The organism is Streptomyces sp. NPDC008163 (assembly GCF_042956885.1).
GTDB classification, from domain to species: Bacteria; Actinomycetota; Actinomycetes; order Streptomycetales; family Streptomycetaceae; genus Streptomyces; species Streptomyces drozdowiczii_A.
On the sequence record NZ_JBIBHG010000003.1, the window covers coordinates 417,378 to 439,337 of the forward strand.

Annotated in this window: 19 protein-coding genes; 6 read left to right on the forward strand and 13 right to left on the reverse strand. The window is 73.7% G+C overall.

Features of this window, described 5'->3' with window-relative positions:
* Positions 1-5: 5 nt before the first annotated feature.
* Both ACFZAT_RS09810 and ACFZAT_RS09815 read right to left on the reverse strand, forming a co-directional pair.
* Positions 6-1,256, reverse strand: coding sequence for an aminotransferase class I/II-fold pyridoxal phosphate-dependent enzyme (locus ACFZAT_RS09810; RefSeq protein ID WP_391262486.1), 1,251 nt, complete (start codon positions 1,254-1,256; stop codon positions 6-8).
* 73 nt (positions 1,257-1,329) lie between these two features.
* Positions 1,330-2,103, reverse strand: coding sequence for an IclR family transcriptional regulator C-terminal domain-containing protein (locus ACFZAT_RS09815; protein ID WP_391262488.1), 774 nt, complete (start codon positions 2,101-2,103; stop codon positions 1,330-1,332).
* 114 nt (positions 2,104-2,217) lie between these two features.
* Between ACFZAT_RS09815 and ACFZAT_RS09820 the strand changes: the two genes are divergently transcribed.
* The 3 genes from ACFZAT_RS09820 to ACFZAT_RS09830 all read left to right on the forward strand — a co-directional run bounded on the left by ACFZAT_RS09820 (position 2,218) and on the right by ACFZAT_RS09830 (position 5,214).
* The gene (locus ACFZAT_RS09820; protein WP_391262490.1) at positions 2,218-3,714 is read left to right on the forward strand and encodes a phosphatase PAP2 family protein; all 1,497 of its coding nucleotides are present in this window, start codon (positions 2,218-2,220) and stop codon (positions 3,712-3,714) included.
* 174 nt (positions 3,715-3,888) lie between these two features.
* Positions 3,889-4,698: a methyltransferase domain-containing protein gene (locus ACFZAT_RS09825; RefSeq protein ID WP_391262491.1), complete on the forward strand. Its 810-nt coding sequence runs from the start codon at positions 3,889-3,891 to the stop codon at positions 4,696-4,698.
* 162 nt (positions 4,699-4,860) lie between these two features.
* A complete protein-coding gene (locus ACFZAT_RS09830) occupies positions 4,861-5,214 on the forward strand; it encodes a VOC family protein (protein WP_391262493.1) in 354 nt (117 codons plus the stop codon).
* A gap of 169 nt (positions 5,215-5,383) precedes the next feature.
* Here ACFZAT_RS09830 and ACFZAT_RS09835 read toward each other — a convergent pair whose 3' ends face one another.
* Both ACFZAT_RS09835 and ACFZAT_RS09840 read right to left on the reverse strand, forming a co-directional pair.
* On the reverse strand, positions 5,384-5,920 hold the full coding sequence (locus ACFZAT_RS09835) for an AAA family ATPase (protein ID WP_391262495.1): 537 nt from the start codon (positions 5,918-5,920) through the stop codon (positions 5,384-5,386).
* Between the two features lie 15 nt (positions 5,921-5,935).
* Positions 5,936-7,903 (reverse strand): DUF5107 domain-containing protein, encoded by a 1,968-nt coding sequence (locus ACFZAT_RS09840; protein WP_391262497.1) that lies wholly within the window; start codon positions 7,901-7,903, stop codon positions 5,936-5,938.
* Between the two features lie 186 nt (positions 7,904-8,089).
* Between ACFZAT_RS09840 and ACFZAT_RS09845 the strand changes: the two genes are divergently transcribed.
* Positions 8,090-8,425 (forward strand): DUF6204 family protein, encoded by a 336-nt coding sequence (locus ACFZAT_RS09845; RefSeq protein WP_391262499.1) that lies wholly within the window; start codon positions 8,090-8,092, stop codon positions 8,423-8,425.
* A gap of 108 nt (positions 8,426-8,533) precedes the next feature.
* Complete coding sequence (locus tag ACFZAT_RS09850) at positions 8,534-10,399, forward strand: transketolase (RefSeq protein WP_391262501.1); 1,866 nt, start codon at positions 8,534-8,536, stop codon at positions 10,397-10,399.
* A 14-nt stretch (positions 10,400-10,413) separates the two neighbouring features.
* Here the strand turns inward: ACFZAT_RS09850 and ACFZAT_RS09855 are convergent, their stop codons facing one another.
* From ACFZAT_RS09855 to ACFZAT_RS09885, 7 genes are all read right to left on the reverse strand, one after another.
* Positions 10,414-10,962 carry a GNAT family N-acetyltransferase gene (locus ACFZAT_RS09855; protein WP_391262503.1) on the reverse strand — a complete coding sequence of 183 codons (549 nt, stop codon included), beginning with the start codon at positions 10,960-10,962 and terminating at the stop codon, positions 10,414-10,416.
* Positions 10,963-11,033: 71 nt separating this feature from the next.
* On the reverse strand, positions 11,034-11,273 hold the full coding sequence (locus ACFZAT_RS09860; RefSeq protein ID WP_265539301.1) for a DUF1049 domain-containing protein: 240 nt from the start codon (positions 11,271-11,273) through the stop codon (positions 11,034-11,036).
* Positions 11,274-11,395: 122 nt separating this feature from the next.
* A complete protein-coding gene (locus tag ACFZAT_RS09865) occupies positions 11,396-12,337 on the reverse strand; it encodes an LD-carboxypeptidase (RefSeq protein ID WP_391262505.1) in 942 nt (313 codons plus the stop codon).
* Positions 12,334-14,322 carry a prolyl oligopeptidase family serine peptidase gene (locus ACFZAT_RS09870; RefSeq protein WP_391262507.1) on the reverse strand — a complete coding sequence of 663 codons (1,989 nt, stop codon included), beginning with the start codon at positions 14,320-14,322 and terminating at the stop codon, positions 12,334-12,336. Before ACFZAT_RS09870 ends, ACFZAT_RS09865 begins: the two co-directional genes overlap by 4 nt.
* Positions 14,323-14,346: 24 nt before the next feature.
* A complete protein-coding gene (locus ACFZAT_RS09875) occupies positions 14,347-15,690 on the reverse strand; it encodes a M20/M25/M40 family metallo-hydrolase (protein ID WP_391262509.1) in 1,344 nt (447 codons plus the stop codon).
* Entirely contained in the window at positions 15,683-16,516 is an 834-nt protein-coding gene (locus tag ACFZAT_RS09880; protein WP_391262511.1) for a M55 family metallopeptidase, read from the reverse strand. Before ACFZAT_RS09880 ends, ACFZAT_RS09875 begins: the two co-directional genes overlap by 8 nt.
* Positions 16,517-16,629: 113 nt before the next feature.
* Positions 16,630-17,631: an aldo/keto reductase gene (locus ACFZAT_RS09885; protein ID WP_391262512.1), complete on the reverse strand. Its 1,002-nt coding sequence runs from the start codon at positions 17,629-17,631 to the stop codon at positions 16,630-16,632.
* A gap of 120 nt (positions 17,632-17,751) precedes the next feature.
* Between ACFZAT_RS09885 and ACFZAT_RS09890 the strand changes: the two genes are divergently transcribed.
* Complete coding sequence (locus ACFZAT_RS09890; RefSeq protein WP_391262514.1) at positions 17,752-18,642, forward strand: LysR substrate-binding domain-containing protein; 891 nt, start codon at positions 17,752-17,754, stop codon at positions 18,640-18,642.
* Positions 18,643-18,676: 34 nt separating this feature from the next.
* Here ACFZAT_RS09890 and ACFZAT_RS09895 read toward each other — a convergent pair whose 3' ends face one another.
* Positions 18,677-19,396: a methyltransferase domain-containing protein gene (locus ACFZAT_RS09895; RefSeq protein ID WP_391262516.1), complete on the reverse strand. Its 720-nt coding sequence runs from the start codon at positions 19,394-19,396 to the stop codon at positions 18,677-18,679.
* 94 nt (positions 19,397-19,490) lie between these two features.
* Positions 19,491-21,932: a SpoIIE family protein phosphatase gene (locus ACFZAT_RS09900; protein WP_391262518.1), complete on the reverse strand. Its 2,442-nt coding sequence runs from the start codon at positions 21,930-21,932 to the stop codon at positions 19,491-19,493.
* Between the last annotated feature and the right edge of the window lie 28 nt (positions 21,933-21,960).

A 21,960-nucleotide genomic window follows, 5' to 3' on the forward strand; every position in this document is an offset into this window, starting at 1 on the left:
GTGGGTCAGCGCGGTGCGTCGAGGGCTGCTCGGAAAATGCTCAGCGCTGCCGCGATGTGCGGCAATTCGAGCGGGTCCGGGGCGGTGAGCGCCTCGGTCTGCCGTGCCGGCTCCGTGCCGAGGAGCGCGCCGGTGCCCAGCCGCACCCGGAGCGCGCCGAGCTCGTCGCCGAAGCGGTGGCCGCCGGGGGCGGGGGTGCCGAGCCGGGCGGACAGGTACTCCTCCAGTTCGAGGGAGTCGGTGACGCCCCGGGCGGCGAGCCGGGAGCGGAGCGGGGCGAGGTCGGCGTAGAGGTGGCGGCCGGCCTGCGGGGGCCGGGCGAGGGCGCCCCAGCCGAGGACGGCGCGGTGTGCCTCGGCGGCGAGCCGGGCGTGCAGGGCGGCGGAGCGCCGGGCGCGTTCGGTGACGGCGTCCGGTTCGCGCAGCGCGTGGGCGGCGGCCGCCGCGACCGGTCCGGCGACGGAGGCGCCGAGCGCGGTGAGGACGTCGAGCGTACGGGCGTGGCGGGCGGCGGCGCGTGCGGTGTCCGGGAACCGGGCGACGGCGACCGGCCAGGCGGCCGGGGCCAGCGCGCCGTAGAGGCCGGAGACCACCGTGACGTCGTCGGGGCACATCTCGGCCGGGCTGACCAGGACCGTGTCGTGCGGGCGGTGCAGGGTGTCGCGCCAGGTCTCGTCGCTGACGATGTGCAGGCCCTCGTCCACGGCGGCCTCGCAGGCCTCGCGCACGAGTTCCGGCGGGGCGACCGTGGCGGTGGGGTCGTCGGCCACCGAGAGCAGCAGCAGGCGGGGCCGGCCGCCTTCGGCGCGTACCCGCCGCACGGTTTCGAGGAGGGCGTACGGGTCGGGCACGCCGCCGCACTCGGCGGGCGTGGGGACCTGGTAGGCGGGCCGGCCGAGCAGCCTGGCCTGCGGGATCCAGGAGGCGGGGCAGGGGCGCGGCAGCAGGACGTCCCCGCCGTGGGCGGCGATCAGGGCGAGCAGCAGCGGTGCGGTGCCGGGGGCGGCGGCGACGCGCTCGGGGCCGCCGTGCAGTCCGCGCCGGTCCCAGTAGGCGCAGGCGGCCTCGCGCAGGGCGGCCGATCCGCCGGCGGGCTGGGGCGCGGCGTCACCGGCGGCGGAGGCCAGCACCTCGGCCAGCTCGGGGAGGACGGGCAGTCCCGGCCAGGGGGCCGGCGGCCCGTACCGTACGGGGCCCCGGTCCTCCCGGACCGTGTCCGTGCCGCGCTCGTGCCGCCCGGTCCGCTCCCGGCCCATCGGGCCTCCTTCGCCGTCCGCCCTCCGGACCTTTATACGAGGGAACGGGGCGGGGCGCCTTCCCTGGCGGGGTTCACACCGTGGTCCGGTCGTGTCCGAGGCGGCCCGACAGCTCGTCGGCGCCGTCGACGGCGAGGGCGGCGAGCTCCTCTTCGCGCTCCTCGCTCCACCGGATCATCGGGACGGACACGGAGAGCGCGGCGACGACCTGCCCGGACCGGTCGCGCACCGGGGCGGCGACACAGCTGACGCCGGGGTCGGACTCCTGGTGCTCCGTCGCGACACCGCGTTCCCGTACGGCGTCGAGCGCGGCCCTCAGTTCGCGCTCGCCGGTGAGGGTGTGCGGGGTCAGGGCGGCCGGTTCGAGGCCGTCGAGCCGGGCGTCGAGCTCGGGCGCGGGCAGCGAGGCGAGGAGCATCTTCCCGGCGGACGTGCAGTGGGCGGGCAGCCGGTGGCCGGCCGCCGAGACCGTGCGGACGGCGTGGGTGGAGTCGGCCTGGGCCACGCAGACGGTGTCGGTGCCGTCCAGGATCGCCACGTGCACGGACTCCCCGCACCGTTCGGCGACGCGGCGGGCGACCCGGCGGCCCTCGGCGGCGAGGTCGAGCTGGTCCGCGTACCGGCTGCCGAGCTGGTAGGTGCGCACGCCCAGCCGGTAGCGTCCGGGCCGCTCGGGGTCGGTGACCAGGTACGACCGGGCGGCGAGCGTGGTGAGCAGCTCGTGGACGGTGGTACGGGGCAGCTGGAGCTTGCGGGTCACCTCGGGGGCGGACAGCGTGCCGTCGCCCTGGAGGAAGAGTTCGAGCACGTCGAGTGCCCTGGTCACCGCCGGCACGAGTCGCCCCATGGCCCCGCATTCCCCCTTGTTCGGTGTCCCGGCCGGCGACCGGTGTGACGAACCTCAGGCTACCTTCGGCGTGGCTGCTGGTTCGGGGCGGTGATGCGGGGTATCCGCTGTCGCATGTCGTCAGCGAGCAATGCTTCCGTACCGTCCCGGATCTCCGGGCTGCGCGACCGGTTCCACCGGCGCGATCTGGCCGTGTTCCAGAATCTGGCCCAACGGCACTGGCCGGCCGCGGGTCCTGTGCTGCCCCGGCTGAGCCGCAGCGCCAATCACGGGCTGCTGTGGTTCGGGGCGGCGGCCGGTATGGCCGCCTTCGGGGGCAGTGCCCGGGCCCGGCGCGCCGCGCTGCGGGGCATCGCCTCGCTCGCGGTGGCGTCGGCCACGATCAACACGGTGGGCAAGGGGGCGGTCCGCAGGGACCGGCCGATCCTGGACGCCGTGCCGGTGATACGGCAGCTGAAGCGGCAGCCGGTGACCACCTCGTTCCCGTCCGGGCACGCCGCGTCGGCCGCCGCCTTCGCCACCGGGGTCGCCCTGGAGTCGCGGGGCTGGGGGGCGGTCGTGGCGCCCGTCGCGTTGTCCGTGGCGGCGTCCCGCGTGTACACCGGGGTGCACTACCCGAGCGATGTGCTGGCGGGGGCGGCGCTGGGTGTGGGGGCGGCGTTCGCCCTGCGCGGGGTGATACCGACGAGGGGGCAGCTGCCCGCGCCGGGCAGACCGCCGGCCGACGCGCCCGCCCTGCCCGAGGGCCGGGGCCTCGTGGTCGTGGCCAACCAGCAGTCGGGGACGGCGACCGCGACGGCCTCGCTGATCCGGAACGCGCTGCCGGAGGCGGAGATCGTGGAGTGCCCGCCCGGCCGGCTGGCCTCGGAGCTGGCGCAGGCGGCGGAGCGGTGCACGGCGCTGGGGGTGTGCGGCGGGGACGGCACGGTCAACCTGGCGGCGTCCGTGGCGGTGGAGCACGAGGTGCCGCTCGCGGTGTTCCCGGGCGGGACCCTCAACCACTTCGCCTACGACCTGGGCATCGAGACCGTCGCCGACGCGTGCTCCGCGCTCACCACCGGGAGCGCGGTGCGGGCGGACGTGGGCCGCTTCCGGCCGGGGCCCGAGGGCGCCGACGGCTACTTCCTGAACGCCTTCAGCCTGGGTGTGTATCCGGAGCTGGTGCGGATGCGGGAGCGGTGGTCGCCCCGGATCGGCGGCTGGCCGGCGGGGGTGCTCGCGGCCCTGCACGTCCTGCGCGGCGAACGCCCCCTGGAGGCCGAACTCCAGGGCCGGTGCCGTCCGTTGTGGCTGCTGTTCGTCGGCAACGGCCTGTTCCAGCGGGTGGGCCCGGCGCCGGGGCGGCGGCACAACCTCGCGGACGGGCTGCTGGACGTCCGCGTGGTGCACGGCGGCCGGACGCCGGGGCTGCGGCTGCTCGCGGCGGCGGTCGCGGGGCCGCTGACCCGCTCCCCCATGCACGCGGCGGTGCGCCGTCAGCGGGTACGGATCTCCGGCCTGAAGCCGGGGACGCCGTACGCGTACGACGGCGAGGTGGCGCACAGCGAGGCGGAGCTGCTGATCGACAAGCTGCCGGAGGCGCTGACGGTGTACTGCCCGAGGCCGGCGTAGCGGGACCGGGCGGGAAGCACAACAAGGGGCGGTCGACACGGAGTCGGCCGCCCCTTCACATTCGCGGCCTGTCCACATCGCAAGATGTCCATCTCATTATTCGGTGGAAGGGCCTACGGTGGTCCTACCGATCAGCGCTTTCGCGGTTCGCGTTTCGAGAGAGGATGCACGGCCATGCCGAAGGAGACCGCCGTCTACACCCACGGCCACCACGAGTCGGTGCTGCGCTCGCACCGGTGGCGCACCGCCGCCAACTCCGCCGCCTACCTCGTCGGCGAACTGCGCCCGGGCCTGGACGTGCTGGACGTCGGCTGCGGCCCTGGCACCATCACCGCGGACCTGGCCGCGCTGGTCGCCCCGGGACGGGTGACCGCCGTCGACACCACCGACGAGATCCTGGCCCAGGCCGCCGAGGTCGCCGCCGAACGCGGCGTGGACAACGTGGAGTTCGCCATGGCGGACGTCCACGCCCTGGACTACCCGGACGACTCGTTCGACGTGGTCCACGCCCACCAGGTCCTCCAGCACGTGGGCGATCCGGTGCAGGCCCTGCGCGAGATGCGCCGGGTGTGCCGCCCCGGGGGCGTCGTCGCGGCGCGCGACAGCGACTACGCGGCGATGACCTGGTATCCCGAGTCGCCGGGCATGGACCGCTGGGCGGACCTGTACGGCCGGGTGGCCCGCTCCAACGGCGGCGAGCCGGACGCCGGGCGCCGGATGCTGTCCTGGGCACGGCAGGCCGGCTTCACCGACATCACCCCCACGGCGGGCTCCTGGTGTTACGCCACGCCGGAGAACCGGGCCTGGTGGAGCGGGCTGTGGGCCGACCGCACCGTCGGCTCGGCGTACGCGAAGCTGGCGGTGGACGGCGGGCACGCCACGACGGAGGAGCTGGCGGAGATCGCCGGGGCCTGGCGCGAGTGGGGCGAGCAGGAGGACGGCTGGTTCATGGTGCCGCACGGCGAGGTGCTCTGCCGGGTCTGAGCGCACGGCGGGGGGAAGGGATCACATGGCGGTGGGCGGCCAACCAGGGCCTGCCGTTTGGATCAGGCCGGATCGTTGGTGATTGACGACAACGCCGCGAGGTGCGGTGCCAGAGCCCGCGAGCCCGGCCTGATCCAAACGGCAGGCCCTATCCTTGCCGCCATGGAGATCCTGGGAACCACGCTGCGTATCTGCGTCGACGATCTGGAGGCCGCGGTGGCCTTCTACGAGCGGCTGACCGGCGCTCGGGCCCTCCGCTTCGAACGCGGCGGGGTGTCGGTGGCCGCGATCGGCTGCTTCCTGCTGATGAGCGGCCCCGAATCGGAGCTGGAGATCCTGCGCAAGGTCACCGCGACCATCGCCGTGAAGGACGTCGACGAGGCCCACGAGTCCCTGACCCGGGTCGGCGCCCGCGTCATCGCGGGCCCGGTCCCCACCCCGGTCGGCCGCAACCTGATCGCGGTGCACCCGGACGGCTCGGTCTTCGAGTACGCCGACCGCAACCTGCGGGTCTAGGGGGCGTCTTGCCGATCATGGCCGGGTCCGCGACGCCTGGCACGGCACCTCGCGGCGTTGCCGAAACGCCCCAATAGCTCCGCTATCACGACGCTCCGGCGCCTTGCGATGCACCGCACCAGACACCGCGGCCTGATCCGACCCTGATCGACAAGACACCCCCTAGGCCCTAACCGAGCCCGGTCCGCTCCAGCACCAGTCCTGCCAGCTCGGCGGTGGGCAGCTCGCCGTCCAGCACCACGGTGTCCTCGCGCAGACTGCCCACCGCCGCCACGCACTCGGCGATCCGCCCCTTGCCCCAGCGCCGCACCGCCTCGTCGCGCTCCGGATCGCCGGGCACCACCACCCGGTCGTGCAGCCGCTGTTCGAGGACGGCGGCCGACACGTTCAGGAAGAAGTGGTGCACGGGCACGCCCGCCTTCTCCAGGGCCCCGAAGATGTCGTCGGCGTACGGTCTGCGGACCACGGTCATCGGCGCCAGGACCGGCCGGCCGTACTCCTCGGCCAGCCCCTGGGCCAGGGAGGCCACCTGCTTGCGCCACAGCGGGATGTTCTGGAAGTCGCCGCCCGGCACCTCCACGATCTCGCGCAGCAGGAAGCCGACGTGCTCCGGGTCGAAGAGGAGGGCGTCCGGCAGCCTGCGGTGGAGTTCGGTGACCAGGGTGGTCTTGCCGCTGCCGAAGGCTCCGTTGATCCAGATGATCATGTCGTGCCGCTCCTGTCAGGCCCGCGGGCGCATCCGGTAGTCGTACGCGTCCGGCAGCGGTTCGTCCGTGAGCCGCTGCCAGACCTCCTCAAGGATCTCGGCGCCCTCGCGCAGGTCGGCCACCTCGAAGCCCGCGTCGAACACGGCCTTCGCGTCGTCCTTCCGGCCCTCCGCGACGAGCAACTGGGCCTCCAGCAGCCGGAACCGGCCGCGCGCCCGGACCTCCGGGGGCAGTCCCGCCCACACCGTACGGGCGGCCTCGGTGCGCCGCGCCGTGAGCAGCGCCTCGATCGCCTCCCGGCCCAGCGCGGCGGTGGCGGCTGTCCACGCCTCGTCGCCTGCGGTGCGCTCGGCGCACAGCCCGTCGAACGCCTCCGCGTAATACTCCGCGGCCAGTTCGCGCTGGCCGCTCACCAGGGCGGCGACGGCCAGGCAGCGCAGCAGCGGCCAGCGCGAGGCGGCCGCGGCCAGTCCGCGTTCCCAGCTGCGGACCGCCTGGGCGCGGTCGTCGGCGTGCCACTGCGCGATGCCGAGGTGGTATTCGGTGTGCGGTTCGGCGGGAGCCGTCTCCAGCATGTCCCGCCAGTGCCAGGAGACCAACGAGGGCCCGGGGACCGCTCCCCGGGCGCCGGGGAACGTGCCCTGCTCCAGGAGTTCGAGCCAGGGAGCCTGCTCCTCGCCCAGCGTGTCGTCGGTGAACGGCGTGCCGGGCAGCTTGTACCGGCCGCGCCGCACCTCCAGGGCGCCCCAGCCGGAGCCGGTGGCGAGGCGTTCGCCCGGTTCGGCGTCGGCGTGGGCGCGCCAGGCGTCGTACGCGGCGTCCACTTCGGCGCGCGGCAGGGCGTCGGCGAGCCGCTGCTCCGTCTCGGCGCGGGCGGCCGCCCAGTCGTCGCCGTGCACGACGGCGGGGTCGGCGGCGAGGGGCCCGTACGACTCCAGCCAGCTGAACTCGCCGCCCGGTTCCAGGGGGACGTGCTCCAGCTGGGTGCGGGCCAGTCCGGCCTGGATCTCCGCGTAGCCGCCGGTGCCGGGCTCGGTGAGCCATTCCTGCCAGCGCCGCCCGCCGCGCCCACTCCCCCAGAGGAACAGCTTGCGGCCCCGCAGCAGATCGGTGGAGGTCTGGACGAGGCCGAGGCCCTGTTCGTCCAGGGCGGCGATCCAGCGGCGGGCGCCGTCGGGCACCTCGTAGAAGTAGTCGGCGGGGTACTCGCTGCGCAGCGGGTAGGTGCGGTCGGTGCCGCCGCTCTCGGGGACCGGGACCCGGGTCAGGCTGCGCTCGTAGCCGAAGTGCCACGCCTCGTCGGCCGGGGCGATCACCCGGGTGCGCGCGTGCTCGGGGACGGCGGTGTTGGACCACCAGTAGACCGGCGCGGGCTGCTCGTGCGGGTTGCGTATGCGTACGCCGACGTGCAGGAAGGCGGAGTCGTCGGGAAGCCACAGGTCCACCTGGAACGGCAGGTCGCGCAGCCGCTCCCACTCCCAGAGCCGGACCATCTCGCCGCCGTCGGGCGCCGGGACGAGCGCCGCGTGCAGCGGGGCGCAGGAGAGCGTGGTGTGCCCGGTCGCGCCGGTGTTCCACTCGATGCCGCCGGAGAACCAGGCGCCGTTGAGCGCGAAGTCGGCGGGCTGGAGGACCGGGTTGGTGTAGACGAGGTCGCGGCCGGTCGGCTTGTGGACGAGCGAGTGGATGCGGCCGCCGAGTCCGGGCAGCACGGTGGCGCGCAGGTGGTCGTTCTCGATGACGATCGCGTCGAAGTCGGTGGGGACGCGCTCGCGCCCGTAGCCGTCGAGGAGGCGGACGGGCAGCACGGTCGTCAGCGGCGCGTGGCCGAGCTGTCGGGCCATGTCGCGCGGCAGCCCGGTCCGGTCCCGGTCTTCGATGACGTGCGTCTCGTCCAGCGGCCGCAGCGCGGGCAGCGGGTTCTCCGGCCCGGTCCCCGCCGCGGGCAGGGTCAGGACGGCACGTCGTACGGTGGTGGCCAAGGCAACCTCGCTCCCTCGCGCGGGCCGCCACAGGTCCGGGCGCCCCCCCGATGACCATGGAACACGCCGGTCGCCGCCCCGACAAGGGGTGTCTCGGCGCCCGGAATTCCGTTTCCGTCCCGCTCCCCGCCCCCGTACGCTCGCTGCGGACACCGGACACGGCGGGCGAGAGGGACAGCGCGACAGATGAGTACGCAGCACACCTACCGGGTGATCGTGCGCGGCACGTTCCAGGATCTGACGGACGCGGCGCGCGAACGGCTGCTGGCCGAGGTCGAGGAGCACGGTCTCGCCGCGATGCAGTTCACCGAGGAGGGGTCGCTCACCTACGACCGGGTCCTCAAGCACTTCAGCTTCCGCTATGTGGTCGTCTCGGACGCCGAGGACGGCGAGGAGATGGCCGGCGCCCTCGCCGAGGACCGGGCGCGGACGACGCTCCGCGATGCGGGGTACGGGCACGGCGAGCTGCGGTCCACGGCGACGGACATGGACACGATGAAGATCAACTACAAGCGGCGGTGACGCCGGGCCGGGCGCCCGATGGAGGGCAACCTGCCCCGGGAAGGTGATGGACCGCGCGGATTCGGGAACCCGTTCCGTCGTCCCGCCCTCACGCGAAAGGTCCGGCCCATGACCAGCGAACAGACCACGCTCGGCCCCGACAGCGATCTCACCGAGGTCTTCGAGCTCGCCCAGCAGCTGCGGGTGGACTCGGTGCGCGCCAGCACCTCGGCGGGGTCCGGGCACCCCACGTCCAGCCTGTCGGCGGCCGACCTGATGGCGGTCCTCATGACCCGCCATCTGCGGTACGACTGGAACGCGCCCGAGAACCCGGCCGGCGACCACCTGGTCTTCTCCAAGGGCCATGCCTCGCCGCTCCTCTACGCCATGTTCAAGGCGGCCGGTGCCATCACCGACGAGGAGCTGATGACGACGTACCGCCGCTTCGGCCACCGCCTCCAGGGCCACCCCACGCCGGAGCTGCCCTGGGTGGACGTGGCGACCGGCTCGCTGGGCCAGGGCATCGCCTACGGGGTGGGCATCGCTCTCGCCGGGCGGGACCTGGAGAACCAGCCGTACCGGGTGTGGGTGCTGTGCGGGGACAGCGAGATGGCCGAGGGGTCCGTCTGGGAGGCCCTGGACAAGGCCGGCCAGCACCAGCTGGGCAATTTCACCGCGATCATCGACGTCAACCGCCTCGGCCAGTCGGGACCCACCGAGCTGGAATGGGACACCGACACCTACGCCCGCCGGGTGGAGGCCTTCGGCTGCCGCGCCCTCGTGGTCGACGGCCACGACCTGACCGAGGTCGACCAGGCCCTGAAAACGGCGGCGGACGGCACCGCCCCCACCGTGATCGTCGCGAAGACGGTCAAGGGGCGCGGGGTCAGCGAGGTCGCCGACAAGGAGGGCTGGCACGGCAAGCCGCTCCCGGAGGACCTGGCCGGGCGCGCGATCGAGGAGCTGGGCGGCGTCCGCGATCTGCGGGTGGAGGGCCCCCGGCCGCCGAAGGCCGCGCCCGCCGCGAAGCGCACCGGCGGCACCGTGGAGCTGCCGCGCTTCGAGAAGGGCGACGAGATCGCCACCCGGGTCGCCTTCGGCAAGGCGCTGGTGGCGCTCGGCGCGCGGCCCGAGGTCGTCGCCCTGGATGCCGAGGTCGGCAACTCCACGCACTCGGAGGACTTCAAGAAGGCGTACCCGGACCGCTTCTTCCAGACGTACATCGCGGAGCAGCAGATGGTCGCCGAGGCCGTCGGCATGGCCGTGCGCGGCTTCCGCCCGTACGCGACGACGTTCGCGGCGTTCCTCACCCGGGCGCACGACTTCATCCGCATGGCGGCCGTCTCGGACATCACGATGGCGCTCTGCGGTACGCACAGCGGGGTGGAGATCGGTGCGGACGGGCCCTCGCAGATGGGCGTCGAGGACCTGGCGATGATGCGCGCGGTGCGCGGTTCGACCGTGTTCTACCCGAGCGACGCGACCTCGGCGGCGGCCCTGACCGTGGCGATGGCGGACCTCGACGGCATCTCGTACCTGCGCACCACACGCGGCGCCTACCCGGTGCTGTACGGGAGCGAGGAGGCGTTCCCCGTGGGCGGCTCCAAGACCCTGCGCCACGGCGACGCCGACCAGGTCACCCTGGTCGGCGCCGGTGTCACGCTGCACGAGTGCCTGGCCGCCGCCGATCTGCTGGCCGGACAGGGCGTACGGGCCCGGGTCATCGACCTCTACTCCGTCAAGCCGGTCGACGCCGACGCGCTGGCGCTCGCGGCCCGGGAGACCGGCGCCCTGGTCGTCGTCGAGGACCACCACCCCGAGGGCGGCATCGGCGAGGCGGTGCTGTCGTCGCTCGCGGAGTCCGGCAGCCACCCGGGCTTCGTCCACCTCGCCGGGAGCAACCTCCCGGGGTCCGGCACCACGGCGGAGCTGCTCGACGCGGCGGGGATCTCGCGCACGCACATCGCGGACGCGGCGCGCAGCCTGGTCAAGTAGTCGGCGTCGGGCGGTCAGCGCATGTCGGCGGTGATCGCCCAGCGTTCGTGGTCGCGCCAGGCGCCGTCGATGTACAGGAAGTCCGGCGAGAAGCCTTCGAGCCGGAAGCCCGCCCGGCGCACCAGCCCGATCGACGCCGCGTTGTCCGGCTGGATGTTGGCCTCGAGGCGGTGCAGGGCGAGCGGCCCGAAGGCGTGGTCCAGGACGAGTTCCAGCCCCTCGCGCATGAGGCCGCGCCCGGCCGCGTGCGCGAAGGCGCCGTAGCCGAGGGCGCCGCAGCGGAAGGCTCCGGCGACGATGTTGTTGATGTTGATGAACCCGGCGATCGCCCCGGGCCCGCCCGCCGCGTCCCGCTCGCACACCAGGAACCCGGCCTTCGCCGGGTCCTCGATGAGCACGCCCGCGTAGGCGGCGTAGGTCTCCGGGGTGGCGGGCGGGAAGAGCCAAGGCCGGTGCAGGGCGGCGCTCTCCCGGGCCCGGGCGGTGAATTCGTCGGCGTCGCCGAGGGTGAAGGGGCGGATCGCCGTGCGAGGCCCCTCGGCGAGAGGGCGGGTGTCGGACATCGCACCAGCTTAGAACGGCGGTACGGGGCAGGTTCGGCGAACCCTGCCCCGTACCGCCGCCGCCCGCGCCGCTACTTGGGCCGCCTGCGGAAGACGTAGGCGCCGCACGCCATGCCCGCCACGAACATCACGACCAGCCATACGTAGAGCGGCGCCGTCACCAGCGGGACGATGAGGCGCACCTCGACGTCCTTGGTGTTCTCGGCGATGAACACGATCGACAGGACCGCGATCACGAGGACCAGGATGCGGGCCGGGGTGAAGGCCCCGCTGCCGCTCTTCCCGCTGCTCGACACGTCCTTCGGGCTCATGAGCAGCCCCTTTCCCGGCCCTGGTACGGCCGTCGCCCCGGGGTTCCAGCATGGCTCCGCCCCCGCACCCACCGGCGGAGATGTTCGGCCGTTCGGGTGACGGGGGCGGCTCCCTTCGCAGGTCAGAGCAGTGCGGGCACCTCGACGGTGAGGGTGGCCGGGCCGTCGGCCGGGGCGTCCAGCACCGCCGGCACCCCGAGCGGGATCGTGAGCCCGGTGGGCCCGTGCCCGAAGCCCAGCTCCTCCACGACCGGGACGCCCAGCGCGCCCAGCCGGTCAGCGAGCACCGCCCGCACCCGCTCGTACGGTCCGCACCCCGCCCAGGACCCGCAGGCCACCCCGGCGATCCCGTCGAGCGCCCCGGCCCGCAGCAGCTGGGTGAGGATGCGGTCCAGGCTGTACGGGTCCTCGGTGGTGTCCTCGATGACGAGCAGCCCGCCCCGGGCCGAGCGACGGGCGTGCGGGGTGCCGAGGTCGGCGGCGAGCAGGCTCACACAGCCGCCGTAGGTGATGCCGCGCGCCCGGCCCGGCACCAGCGCCCTGGCGTCCTCCAGGCCCAGGGTCAGCTGGGTCTCCGGCTCGAAGAGCGTGGCCCGCAGGGACTCCTGGGTGCGGGGGTCCTTGAGGAAGGTCTCGGTACCCGCCATGGGGCCGTGCAGCGTGGCGAACCCGGCCCGCAGCGCGAACGCCTCGTGGAGCACGGTGACGTCGCTGTAGCCGACGAACGCCTTGGGCCCGGCCTCCCGGACCGCCGCCCAGTCCACCAGGTCCACCATGCGGTGCGCCCCGTATCCGCCGCGCGCGCAGATCACCGCGTCCACGGACGGGTCGCACCAGGCCTCCTGGAGGTCCCGGGCCCGGACCTCGTCGGCACCGGCGAGGTAGTCCAGGTCCCGGTGCACGTCCAGCACATGGGGCATCGGCACGGGGTCGAGCCCCCAGCCGCGCAGGATGTCCAGGCCGGGTTCCAGCCGGTCGGCGGGGACGGGCCCGCTCGGCGAGACGACGGCGACCCGGGCCCCGGGGCGCAGCCGGGCGGGGCGGGTCGGCGCGGTGACGGTCACCGCTTCAGCTCCAGGGTGGCCACATCGGTCCGGTCGAAGCCGAACACCTGTGCGTACAGGGAGAGTTCGGACTCCAGCGCGTCGATCATCGTGGTGGCGCGGCGGAAGCCGTGGCCCTCGCCCGGATAGGTGCGGTACGCGTGCGGGATGCCACGCCCCTCGACGGCGGCGAGGAAGCGCTCGCACTGCACGGGTGGGCAGATGGGGTCGTCCTCGCCCTGGAGGAGCAGGAACGGCACGGTGAGCCGGTCGGTGCGGCCGACCGGGGAGCGTTCCCGGTAGCGCTCGGGGACCTCGGCGAGGGGGCCGACCAGCGATTCCAGGTACTGGGACTCGAAGTCGTGGGTCTCGTCGGTGCCCCAGCCCGCGAGGTCGAGGATGGGGTAGATGATGGTGCCGCAGGCGTAGACGTCGGTGCCGGTCAGCGAGGCTGCGCTGGTCCAGCCGCCGGCGCTGCCGCCCCGGATGGCGAGCCGGTCCGGATCGGCGGTGCCCTCGGCGGCGAGCGTCCCGGCGACGGCGGCGCAGTCCTCCACGTCCACGACGCCCCACTGCTCGCGCAGCCGGTCGCGGTAGGCACGGCCGTATCCGGCTGAGCCCCCGTAGTTCACCTCGGCGACGCCGATGCCGCGCGAGGTGAAGTAGGCGATCTCCAGGTCCAGGACGAGGGCGGCATGCCCGGTGGGACCGCCGTGGGCCCACACCACGTAGGGCGGCAACGCGCCCTCGGGGCCCGTGTGTTCGGGGTTGCGCGGCGGGTAGATCTGGGCGTGGATCTCGCGTCCGCCGGGTCCGGTGAAGGTGCGCAGGACCGGTTCCGGGTAGTACGCGGGGTCGACGGCGTCCTCGTGCGGGGTGCCGATGATCCGGGTGTGCCCGGTGGCGGTGTCCAGCTCCACGATCTCGTAGCCGCTGTGCGGACTCGCGGCGACCCCGGTGACACGGGAGCCGCGCACGGTGAGCGTCGGCACCCACTCGGTCCACGGTCCGGCGATGTCGACCAGTTCGCAGCTCTGCGGGTCGAGTATGCCGAGCGTGGTGGTGCCCTTGCCGTGCAGGACGGCGATCAGTCCGTTGTCCAGGGGGCGGAACCAGACGAGCCCGATCTTCCACAGCGGCCCGGCGAACTCCTCCTCGTGCGGGCAGAGTTCCCGGGTCTCACCGGTGTCCGGGTCGAGCCGGCACAGGTTCCACCAGCCGCTGCGGTCGCTCGCCAGAAGCAGTTCTCCGTCAGCGGTCCACTGGACCTGGGGCACGGATTCCTCGGGGCCGCCGGCGACGGCCCGGGCGCCGTGGAAGGTGCCGTCGTCGCCGATGTCCGCGACCAGCACCTCGGTGCCGTCCCAGGGCATGCGCGGGTGGTCCCAGCCGATCCAGGCGGCGCGCCGCCCGTCCGGTGACACCTCGGGGCCGGTGACGAACCGGTGCCGCCCGTCGCTGAGTTCGCGTACGGCGGACCGGTCGCCGGCCGCCGATCCGTCCAGGGGCACGGCGGCCAGGACCCGGCGCAGCGCGGTGGGTGCCTCGCCGGTGAACTCCTCCAGGACGCACCACACCTCGCCGGCCGCGCCCCGGTCCGGGTGGAGGCGAGGGTCGACCCAGCGCAGTCCGCCGCCGACGGCGGAGACCGGGGTGAGTGGCCACGGTTCGCGGTCGCCGTCGGGTTCGTAGGCGTACAGCCGCTGGTCGGCGAAGTGGACGAAGACGACCAGCGGGCCGCCCTCCGCCCGCTCGGTGCCGGCCCAGGGCTGTCCGCCGTACTCGATGACCCGGCTGCGGACGTCCCAGGGGGCGGGCAGTTCGGTGGTGGCGCCGTCGGCGGTGCGGCGGACCAGGGCGCGCCGGCCGGCCTCGGCGGGGCGCGGCTCGGTGCACCACAGCTCGTCACCGACCGCGCCGGTGTACTCGGGCCGTCCGTCGTGGGAGGCGGCCAGTGCGGCGTCGATCGGCGAGGTCCAGCTGCCGTGGGGCTGTGCGGTGGGCATGGGTGTCGGTCTCCCCCGAGTGGTTCAGGCGGTGCGCAGGTAGTGGTCCAGGACCCGGACGCCGAAGTGCAGCGCGTCGACGGGGACGCGTTCGTCCACGCCGTGGAAGAGGGCCTGGTAGTCGAAGCCGACGGGCAGCTTGAGCGGCGAGAAGCCGTAGCCGGTGATGCCGAGCCGGGAGAACTGCTTGGCGTCGGTGCCGCCGGACATGCAGTACGGCACGACGTGCCCCTCCGGGTCGAACCGTTCGACGGCGGCCCGGAGTTTGGCGTACGTGGGTGAGTCGACCGGGGCCTGGAGGGCGACCTCCCGGTGGGCGAACTCCCAGTCGACCGAGGGCCCGGTGAGCCGGTCCAGGGTGGCGTGGAACTCCTCGTCGCCGCCGGGGACGGTCCGGCCGTCGATGTGGGCGGTGGCGTGGCCCGGGATGACGTTGACCTTGTAACCGGCGTTCAGCATCGTCGGGTTGGAGCTGTTGCGGACGGTCGGGGCGACGAGCGCCGCGGCCGGTCCGATCTTGCCGAGGAGTTCGTCCACGTCGAAGCCGGGCGCGTCCAGGTCCGGGTGGATGCCGTGGAGCGCGGCGATCTCGGTGAGCGCCGCCCGGACCGTGGGGGTGAGGCGGACGGGCCACTCGTGCTCGCCGATGCGGGTGACGGCGGCGGCGAGCGCGGTGACCGCGTTGGCCCGGTTCACCTTGGAACCGTGGCCGGCCTTGCCGTGTGCGGTGAGCTTCAGCCACCCGGTGCCGCGTTCGCCGGCGCCGATGGGGTACAGCGGCATGTTGGGTCCGGCGTGGAAGGTGAAGGCACCGGACTCGCTGATGCCCTCCGTACAGCCGTCGAAGAGGGCGGCGTGCCGGTCGGCGAGGAAGCCGGAGCCGTCCTCGGCGCTGGCCTCCTCGTCGGCGGTGTACGCGAGGACGATGTCGCGGCGCGGGCGGATCCCGGCCCGGGCCCAGAACCGGACGACGGCCAGGACCATCGCGTCCATGTTCTTCATGTCGATGGCGCCGCGCCCCCACACGGTCCCGTCGCGGACCTCCCCGGAGAAGGGGTGCACGGTCCAGTCGGCGGCTTCGGCCGGCACCACGTCCAGGTGGCCGTGGACCAGGAGGGCGGGGGCGGACGGGTCGGTGCCGGGGATCCGGGCGACCACGTTGGTGCGGCCGGGGGTGCGTTCCAGGAGGGCGGGTTCCAGGCCGGTGGCGGCCAGGCGCTCGGCGACGTACTCGGCGGCGGGGCGTTCGCGGCAGTCGCCGTCGCCCCGGTTGGTGGTGTCGATGCGGATCAGTTCGGAGGTGAACGTCACCGATTCGTCGAGCGCCAGGGCGTCGACGGAGTCCTGGGGGGCGGTCGCCTCAGCCATACTGCTCCTCCACGGCGGACGAGACGATCGTCGTCACCGCCTTGAACGTGCGGATACCTTCGTACATCGTCGCGCTGGTGTAGGAGACCCGCCTCTCGCCGCTCGGCGCCACACCGGGTACGACGGTGGCCGCGGCGGCCAGGTGCTCGGCGTCGAACTCCAGCTCCACGGTGAACGGGCCGCCCTCCACCGGTGTGTACCGCCCGGCCAGGGGGACGGCCCGGGCGGCGGCCGCCCGGATGTCGGCGGCGGTCCGGGCGGGGGTGCGGCAGACGGCCGCGTAGCGCGACACGTAGTCCTTGACGGCGACCTTCGCCGCGTCGGGGGCGTACCCCTCGGCGTCCACGCAGGTCAGGTCGTCGCCGGTGACGAGGACGACGGGGACGCCGTACTCGGCGGCGACGTGCGCGTTGAGCAGGCCCTCGCTGGCCCGGACGCCGTTCAGCCAGACCCCGGTGATGGAGTTGGCGAGGTAGGTGTGGGCGAGGACACCCTCCGTACCGGCGCCCGTGTGGTAGCCGACGAAGGCGACCGCGTCGACGTCCCCGTGCTGGATGCCCTCGACCATGCTGAGCGACTTGTGCTTGCCGGTGAGCATCTGGACGCGGTCGTCCAGTCTCTCCAGGAGCAGGTTGCGCATGGTCCAGTGCGCCTCGTTGATCAGCACCTCGTCCGCTCCCCCGTCGAAGAAGCCGAGGGCTGCGGCGTTGACGTCGGAGGTGAACAGGGAGCGGCACCGCTCCCACTGCGGCGTGCCGGGCAGCACGTCGGCCGGCCAGGTCACGCCGGTGGCGCCTTCCATGTCGGCGCTGACGAGGATCTTCATGCGGCCACACGGTACGCGCCGATGAACGCCCAGGCCAGGGCTGTCGAGTACGCCACAGGTCCAATCCAATGGCGCCCGCGGCGGCCGGTGCGGGCCGCCGCGGGCGACGGGCGTCAGCCCCGCTTGGCGCCCTTCAGCAGCTTCTCGATCCGGGCGAGCTCCTTGTCGGTGAAGTCCAGGTTGCGGACCGTCTCGACGTTGTTCTCCAGCTGGGCGACGCTGCTCGCGCCGACCACGGCGGAGGTGACGCGCCCGCCGCGCAGCACCCAGGCCAGGGCCAGCTGGGCGAGCGACTGGCCGCGCGCGGCGGCGAGCTCGTTGAGCTCGCGGAGCCGGGACACCAGGTCCGGGGTGACCGCCTCGGCCGACAGGAAGGGGCTGCTGCCGGCGGCCCGGGAGCCCTCCGGGATGCCGTTGAGGTAGCGGTCGGAGAGGATGCCCTGTTCCAGCGGGGAGTACGCGATGGAACCGACGCCCAGTTCGTCCAGGGCGGTGAGCAGTCCGTCCTCGGGGCGGCGGTCGAGCATCGAGTAGCGGGGCTGGTGGATCAGGAGCGGGGTGCCGAGGTCCTTCAGGATGCGGGCGGCCTCGCGGGTCTGCTCGGGTGAGTAGTTGGAGACGCCGACGTAGAGCGCCTTGCCCTGGCGCACCGCCGCGTCGAGCGCGCCCATGGTCTCTTCGAGCGGGGTCTCGGGGTCGGGCCGGTGCGAGTAGAAGATGTCCACGTAGTCCAGGCCGAGCCGGGTGAGGCTCTGGTCCAGCGAGGAGAGCAGGTTCTTGCGCGAGCCCCACTCGCCGTACGGGCCGTCCCACATCAGGTAGCCGGCCTTGGTGGAGACGATGATCTCGTCCCGGTGGGCGGCGAAGTCCGTGGCGAGCGCCCTGCCCATCGCGGTCTCGGCGGAGCCGGGCGGCGGACCGTAGTTGTTGGCCAGGTCGAAGTGGGTGATGCCGAGGTCGAAGGCCCGGCGCAGGATCTCGCCCTGGGTCTGCGGTGTCCGATCCCCGCCGAAGTTGTGCCACAGGCCGAGCGAGAGGGCGGGCAGCTTCAGGCCGCTGCGCCCGGTGCGCCGGTAGGGCATGTTCTCGTAACGGTCGGCGGACGGGATGTACATGCGGGCTCCATGGGAGAGGTGTTCCGGCCACGATCGGCAGGACACCCCCAGGCTGGCCCACTTCGATCCAGTAGTCCAACAGGAGATTCCGCTTGGATTCAGGGCCTAGAGTTCTCAATCATGGAGTTGCGCCAGCTGGAACATTTCGTGGCCGTCGCCGAGGAACGGCATTTCACCCGGGCGGCGGAGCGGGTCGCCGTCTCGCAGTCCGGGCTCTCCGCCTCCGTACGGGCGCTGGAGCAGGAGCTACGGACCCCGCTGTTCAGCCGGACCACGCGCAGCGTACGGCTGACCGAGGCGGGGCGCGCCCTGCTGGTCGAGGCGGAACGCACCCTGGCCGGGGTGCGGGCCGCGAGGGAGGCCGTCGACGCGGTACGCGGGCTGCTGCGGGGGACCCTGTCGGTGGGCGTGGAGCAGTGTGTGGCCGGGTTGCGGCTGCCCCGGCTGCTCGCCGCCTTCCACCACGCCCACCCGCACATGGAGATCCGGCTGCGACAGGAGGGCACGGCGAGCCTGGTGGCGGGGGTGGCGGGCGGCCGGCTGGACATCGCGTTCGCCGCGACGGTGGACCCGGTGGGCTGGCGCGGGGAGCTGGTCCCGCTGGCCCGGGAGCCCATGGTGCTGCTGTGCGCGCCGGGCCACCGGCTGGCGGCGGCGGACCGGGCGGCCTGGGCGGAGCTGTCCGGTGAGCCGTTCATCGACTTCCACCCGGACTTCGGCCCGCGCCGCGCGGCCGACGCCGCCTTCACGGCGGCCGGGGTGCGGCGCACGGTGGCCCTGGAGGTCACCGACGTACACAGCCTGCTGGAGCTGGTCCACGAGCAGCTGGGCATCGCGCTCGTGCCACACCACTTCTCCCGGAAGCCCGAGGCGCACGGACTCGTCGCGGTGCGGCCGGAGGGCGCCGGTGAGGCGTTCTACGAGAGTGCCGTGGTACTTCCCGAGGCTCGGGCGCTGAGCCCGGGGGCGCGCGCCCTGATGGCGCTGCTGCGGGACGGGACGGCGAGCTGAGCCGGGGGCCGCGCGGGGCCCCCGGCGCCCGGGGTCAGCCGGTGGCCAGGACGAACCACCTCGCCGGGAGGTCGATCCGGGTCCCGTCGGGCAGGTTCTCGGTCTGCGGCAGGACCGTGTCGCCGCTGTCCAGGACGGTCAGCCCGGCGTCCGCCAGCAGCTGGGGGATCTCCTCGTCGGTGGCGCTCGCCGGCTTCAGCCCGTGCTCGAAGACCCGGCGCAGCTTCGGCCCCGGCCCGCTCGGGCCCTGGGCGGCGCGTTGCAGGACGTCCTTGGACGCGGGGGTCAGCTCGGCGACGAAGGCCCGGCCGCGTGTGCCGAGGAGCGTGGCCACGGCGGCGGCGACGGCGGGGCGCGCCTCGGGGTCGCTCTGGTGGATCACCGCCCGCATGTACACGTTCATGTCGCCGGTGCGCGCGTGCAGGGCGCGCACGGCGTCGGCGTCGGTGAGGTCGAGCGTCTCGTACGCGGCGGTCTCCCCCGGGTCCGCCTTCCGGGCGTGCTCGATCGCCGCCTCCGAGAGGTCCACGCCGAGGGCGCGGGGGAAGAGGGTGGCGAGGTGGCGGGTCTGGGTGCCGTTGCCGCAGCCGAGGTCCACGACGGGCAGGGTGGCGTCGGCGTGCGGCAGGAGCAGCCGGCTGTGCGGGACCGCGCTCAGATCCGGGCCGGAGTCCCAGATCGCATTCCCGGGCTCGTCTGAGGTGGACGCCCAGTAGCCTTCCCACGCCGCGCGGTATTGCGGTGACACACCCATGCGTACTCCCCAGTCCCGTCGTACAGGCTCATCGTGCTCAGCCAGGGACTACTGCCCAGAGGTGTCCCGGGGCAAGGGTGCGGACACAACCTCCTTACGATCTCCTGCTGTTGGTACGCGGGCGGGGCACCCGAGGCAGGGCCAGCTCGAACCAGACGGTCTTGCCGCGCCCGGTGCCGCTGGTGCCCCACTCCCTGGCGAGGCTGCTCACCACCATGAGACCGCGGCCGAATTCGTCGTTCTCGGTGGCCCCGAGGAGCGAGGCGGGGGCCGGTTCGTCGTCGCTGACCTCGCACAGCAGCGCGTCGGTGCGGACGAGGCGGAGCCCGATGTGGTGGGTGCGCCCGTGCTTGAAGGCGTTGGTGACCAGCTCGCTGACCATCAGCTCGGCCGCCTCCACGGCGTCGGGCAGGTCCCAGTCGAGGAGTTGGCCGCGCACCAGGCGGCGGGCCCGGGACACCTCGCGGGGGTCGAGGGCGAGCTGCCACTCGGCGACGTCCTCGTCCGCGATGCCGTTGAGCCGGGCCATCAGCAGGGCGACGTCGTCCTTGCGGCCGCCGCCGGTGTTCAGGGCGCGGATGATGGTGTCGCAGGCGTCGTTCATGGATGCGGCGGGGTGGGCGGCGGAGGCGCAGAGCGCGGCGAGCCCGGCCCCGATGTCCTGGCCGCGCACCTCGACCAGCCCGTCGGTGCACAGGACGAGGCGGTCGCCGGGGCGCACGCGTACGGTGGCGGTCTCGAAGGCGACGCCGCCGACGCCGATGGGCGCCCCGGTCGGCAGGTCGAGCAGTTCGGCCCGGCCGTCCTCGGCGCGGACCAGCACGGGCGGGATGTGACCGGCGTTGGCGATCTGGAGCTCGCCCGCGATCGGGTCGTAGACCGCGTACAGGCAGGTCGCGAGGTACTGCTCACCGAGGCGCTGGGCGAGGTCGTCCAGGTGGCGCAGGAGCTGGGCGGGCGGCATCTCCATGGTGGCCATGGTCAGCACGGCGGTCCGCAACTGGCCCATCATCGCGGCCGAGTTGAGCCCGTGGCCCATGACGTCGCCGACGACCAGCGCGGTGCGCGAGCCGGGGAGCTTGACCGAGTCGAACCAGTCGCCGCCGATCCGGCCGAGCCGGGTGCCCGGCAGATAGCGGGTCGCGATGTCGCAGCCGGCCATGCGGGGTTCGACCTTGGGCAGCATGCTGTCCTGGAGCGTCTCCGCGACGTTCTCCTGGTACGTGTACATGCGGGCGTTGTCCAGGACGAGCCCGGCCCGCGCGGCGAGTTCGGCGCCGGTGGTGCGGTCCATGTCGTCGAAGGGCTCGCGGCCCGGGCGGCGCATCAGGACCATGAAGCCGAGGACCACGTCGCGGGCCTTGAGCGGCACGATGAGCAGCGAGCGGTGAGTGATCAGGGGGCGCAGGTCCCGCTTCTCGAACTCGCCGGAGATCCGGTTGCTCAGCTCCTCGCTCACATGGGGCACGATGACCGGCTCGCCGGTGACCATGCACTGGAAGAACGGGGTGTGTTCGGGGAAGGCGATGGCCTCGCCGACGGGCACGGTGTCGTCCCAGCGGCCCGGTTCGTCGTTGTGCTCGACCCAGACGCGGTGCCAGATGGTGGTGACGTCGGGCGGTCCGTCGGGGAAGCCCTCACCGGCGAGGACGGCGGCACGCAGATGCGTACCGGCGAAGTCGGTGAAGCGGGGGACGGCGGCGCTGGTGACCTCGCGGATGGTGCGTTCCAGGTCGAGGGAGGAGCCGATGCGGCCGCTCACCTCGTTGAGGAATTCCAGCCGTTCGCGGACCGCCCCGTATTCGAGGTCCAGCTCGGGGCGGGGCGCGGTGCGCTGGGGGACCACCGTCGCGTCCTCGCCGTACAGCTCCTTCGGCACCACCGGTCCCCCGGCGCGCTTGGGCACGCCCCAGTCCGGGGTGACGGGGATACGCTCGTGGTGGCTGAACTCCAGGACCGGATAGCCCAGTTCGAGCACCTGGGCGACGATGCGGGTCGCTTCCTGGACGCTCATGTTCGGCAGGATCTCGGGCAGCCGCGCGGACAGCCCGGGGTGGCCCGGGAAGTCGGTGTGCAGGGCGAAGCCGGGGGCGACCGTACGGGCCGGACCGCCTTCGCCCTCCTGCACGCCGCGCAGAGGGGCGCAGTCGGCGGCGAGCACGAGCAGCCGGGCCGGTCCGGGGCCGACGAGCGGGTAGGCCCACCACAGGACGTCGATCCGGCCGCGCCCGGGCTCGTCCAGGCGGGCCCGGCCCGACGCCGGGTAGGGGAAGTCCCCGCTGAGCGAGCTGTCGAGCGCGGGGCTCTCGTCGCCGTACATGCCCTCGGAGCCGCTCAACACGCCTGAGACAGGCAGGAGTTCACCGGCAGGGAGCCCAACCGCCTCCTCGCGGGGGATACCGAAGAGCCTTCTCGCCCCGGACGACCAGTGCGAGACGAGCCCCTCCGTATCGACCACGGCCACGGCGAGCGGCATGCGGCCCGCCGCGCCGTCACCCGGCAGTGGTGTCCTCTGCGGCGGCACACCGAGGTCCATGAGGGGAAGGCTCCTTCCTCACCGCGGC

Excerpts from the sequence above, each read along its gene's own strand:
- ACFZAT_RS09810 (WP_391262486.1), bottom strand. The coding sequence starts at position 1,256 with ATGGGCCGGGAGCGGACCGGGCGGCACGAGCGCGGCACGGACACGGTC.
- ACFZAT_RS09815 (WP_391262488.1), bottom strand. The coding sequence starts at position 2,103 with ATGGGGCGACTCGTGCCGGCGGTGACCAGGGCACTCGACGTGCTCGAA.
- ACFZAT_RS09820 (WP_391262490.1), top strand. The coding sequence starts at position 2,218 with ATGTCGTCAGCGAGCAATGCTTCCGTACCGTCCCGGATCTCCGGGCTG.
- ACFZAT_RS09825 (WP_391262491.1), top strand. The coding sequence starts at position 3,889 with ATGCCGAAGGAGACCGCCGTCTACACCCACGGCCACCACGAGTCGGTG.
- ACFZAT_RS09830 (WP_391262493.1), top strand. The coding sequence starts at position 4,861 with ATGGAGATCCTGGGAACCACGCTGCGTATCTGCGTCGACGATCTGGAG.
- ACFZAT_RS09835 (WP_391262495.1), bottom strand. The coding sequence starts at position 5,920 with ATGATCATCTGGATCAACGGAGCCTTCGGCAGCGGCAAGACCACCCTG.
- ACFZAT_RS09845 (WP_391262499.1), top strand. The coding sequence starts at position 8,090 with ATGAGTACGCAGCACACCTACCGGGTGATCGTGCGCGGCACGTTCCAG.
- ACFZAT_RS09850 (WP_391262501.1), top strand. The coding sequence starts at position 8,534 with ATGACCAGCGAACAGACCACGCTCGGCCCCGACAGCGATCTCACCGAG.
- ACFZAT_RS09855 (WP_391262503.1), bottom strand. The coding sequence starts at position 10,962 with ATGTCCGACACCCGCCCTCTCGCCGAGGGGCCTCGCACGGCGATCCGC.
- ACFZAT_RS09860 (WP_265539301.1), bottom strand. The coding sequence starts at position 11,273 with ATGAGCCCGAAGGACGTGTCGAGCAGCGGGAAGAGCGGCAGCGGGGCC.
- ACFZAT_RS09870 (WP_391262507.1), bottom strand. The coding sequence starts at position 14,322 with ATGCCCACCGCACAGCCCCACGGCAGCTGGACCTCGCCGATCGACGCC.
- ACFZAT_RS09875 (WP_391262509.1), bottom strand. The coding sequence starts at position 15,690 with ATGGCTGAGGCGACCGCCCCCCAGGACTCCGTCGACGCCCTGGCGCTC.
- ACFZAT_RS09880 (WP_391262511.1), bottom strand. The coding sequence starts at position 16,516 with ATGAAGATCCTCGTCAGCGCCGACATGGAAGGCGCCACCGGCGTGACC.
- ACFZAT_RS09885 (WP_391262512.1), bottom strand. The coding sequence starts at position 17,631 with ATGTACATCCCGTCCGCCGACCGTTACGAGAACATGCCCTACCGGCGC.
- ACFZAT_RS09890 (WP_391262514.1), top strand. The coding sequence starts at position 17,752 with ATGGAGTTGCGCCAGCTGGAACATTTCGTGGCCGTCGCCGAGGAACGG.
- ACFZAT_RS09895 (WP_391262516.1), bottom strand. The coding sequence starts at position 19,396 with ATGGGTGTGTCACCGCAATACCGCGCGGCGTGGGAAGGCTACTGGGCG.
- ACFZAT_RS09900 (WP_391262518.1), bottom strand. The coding sequence starts at position 21,932 with ATGGACCTCGGTGTGCCGCCGCAGAGGACACCACTGCCGGGTGACGGC.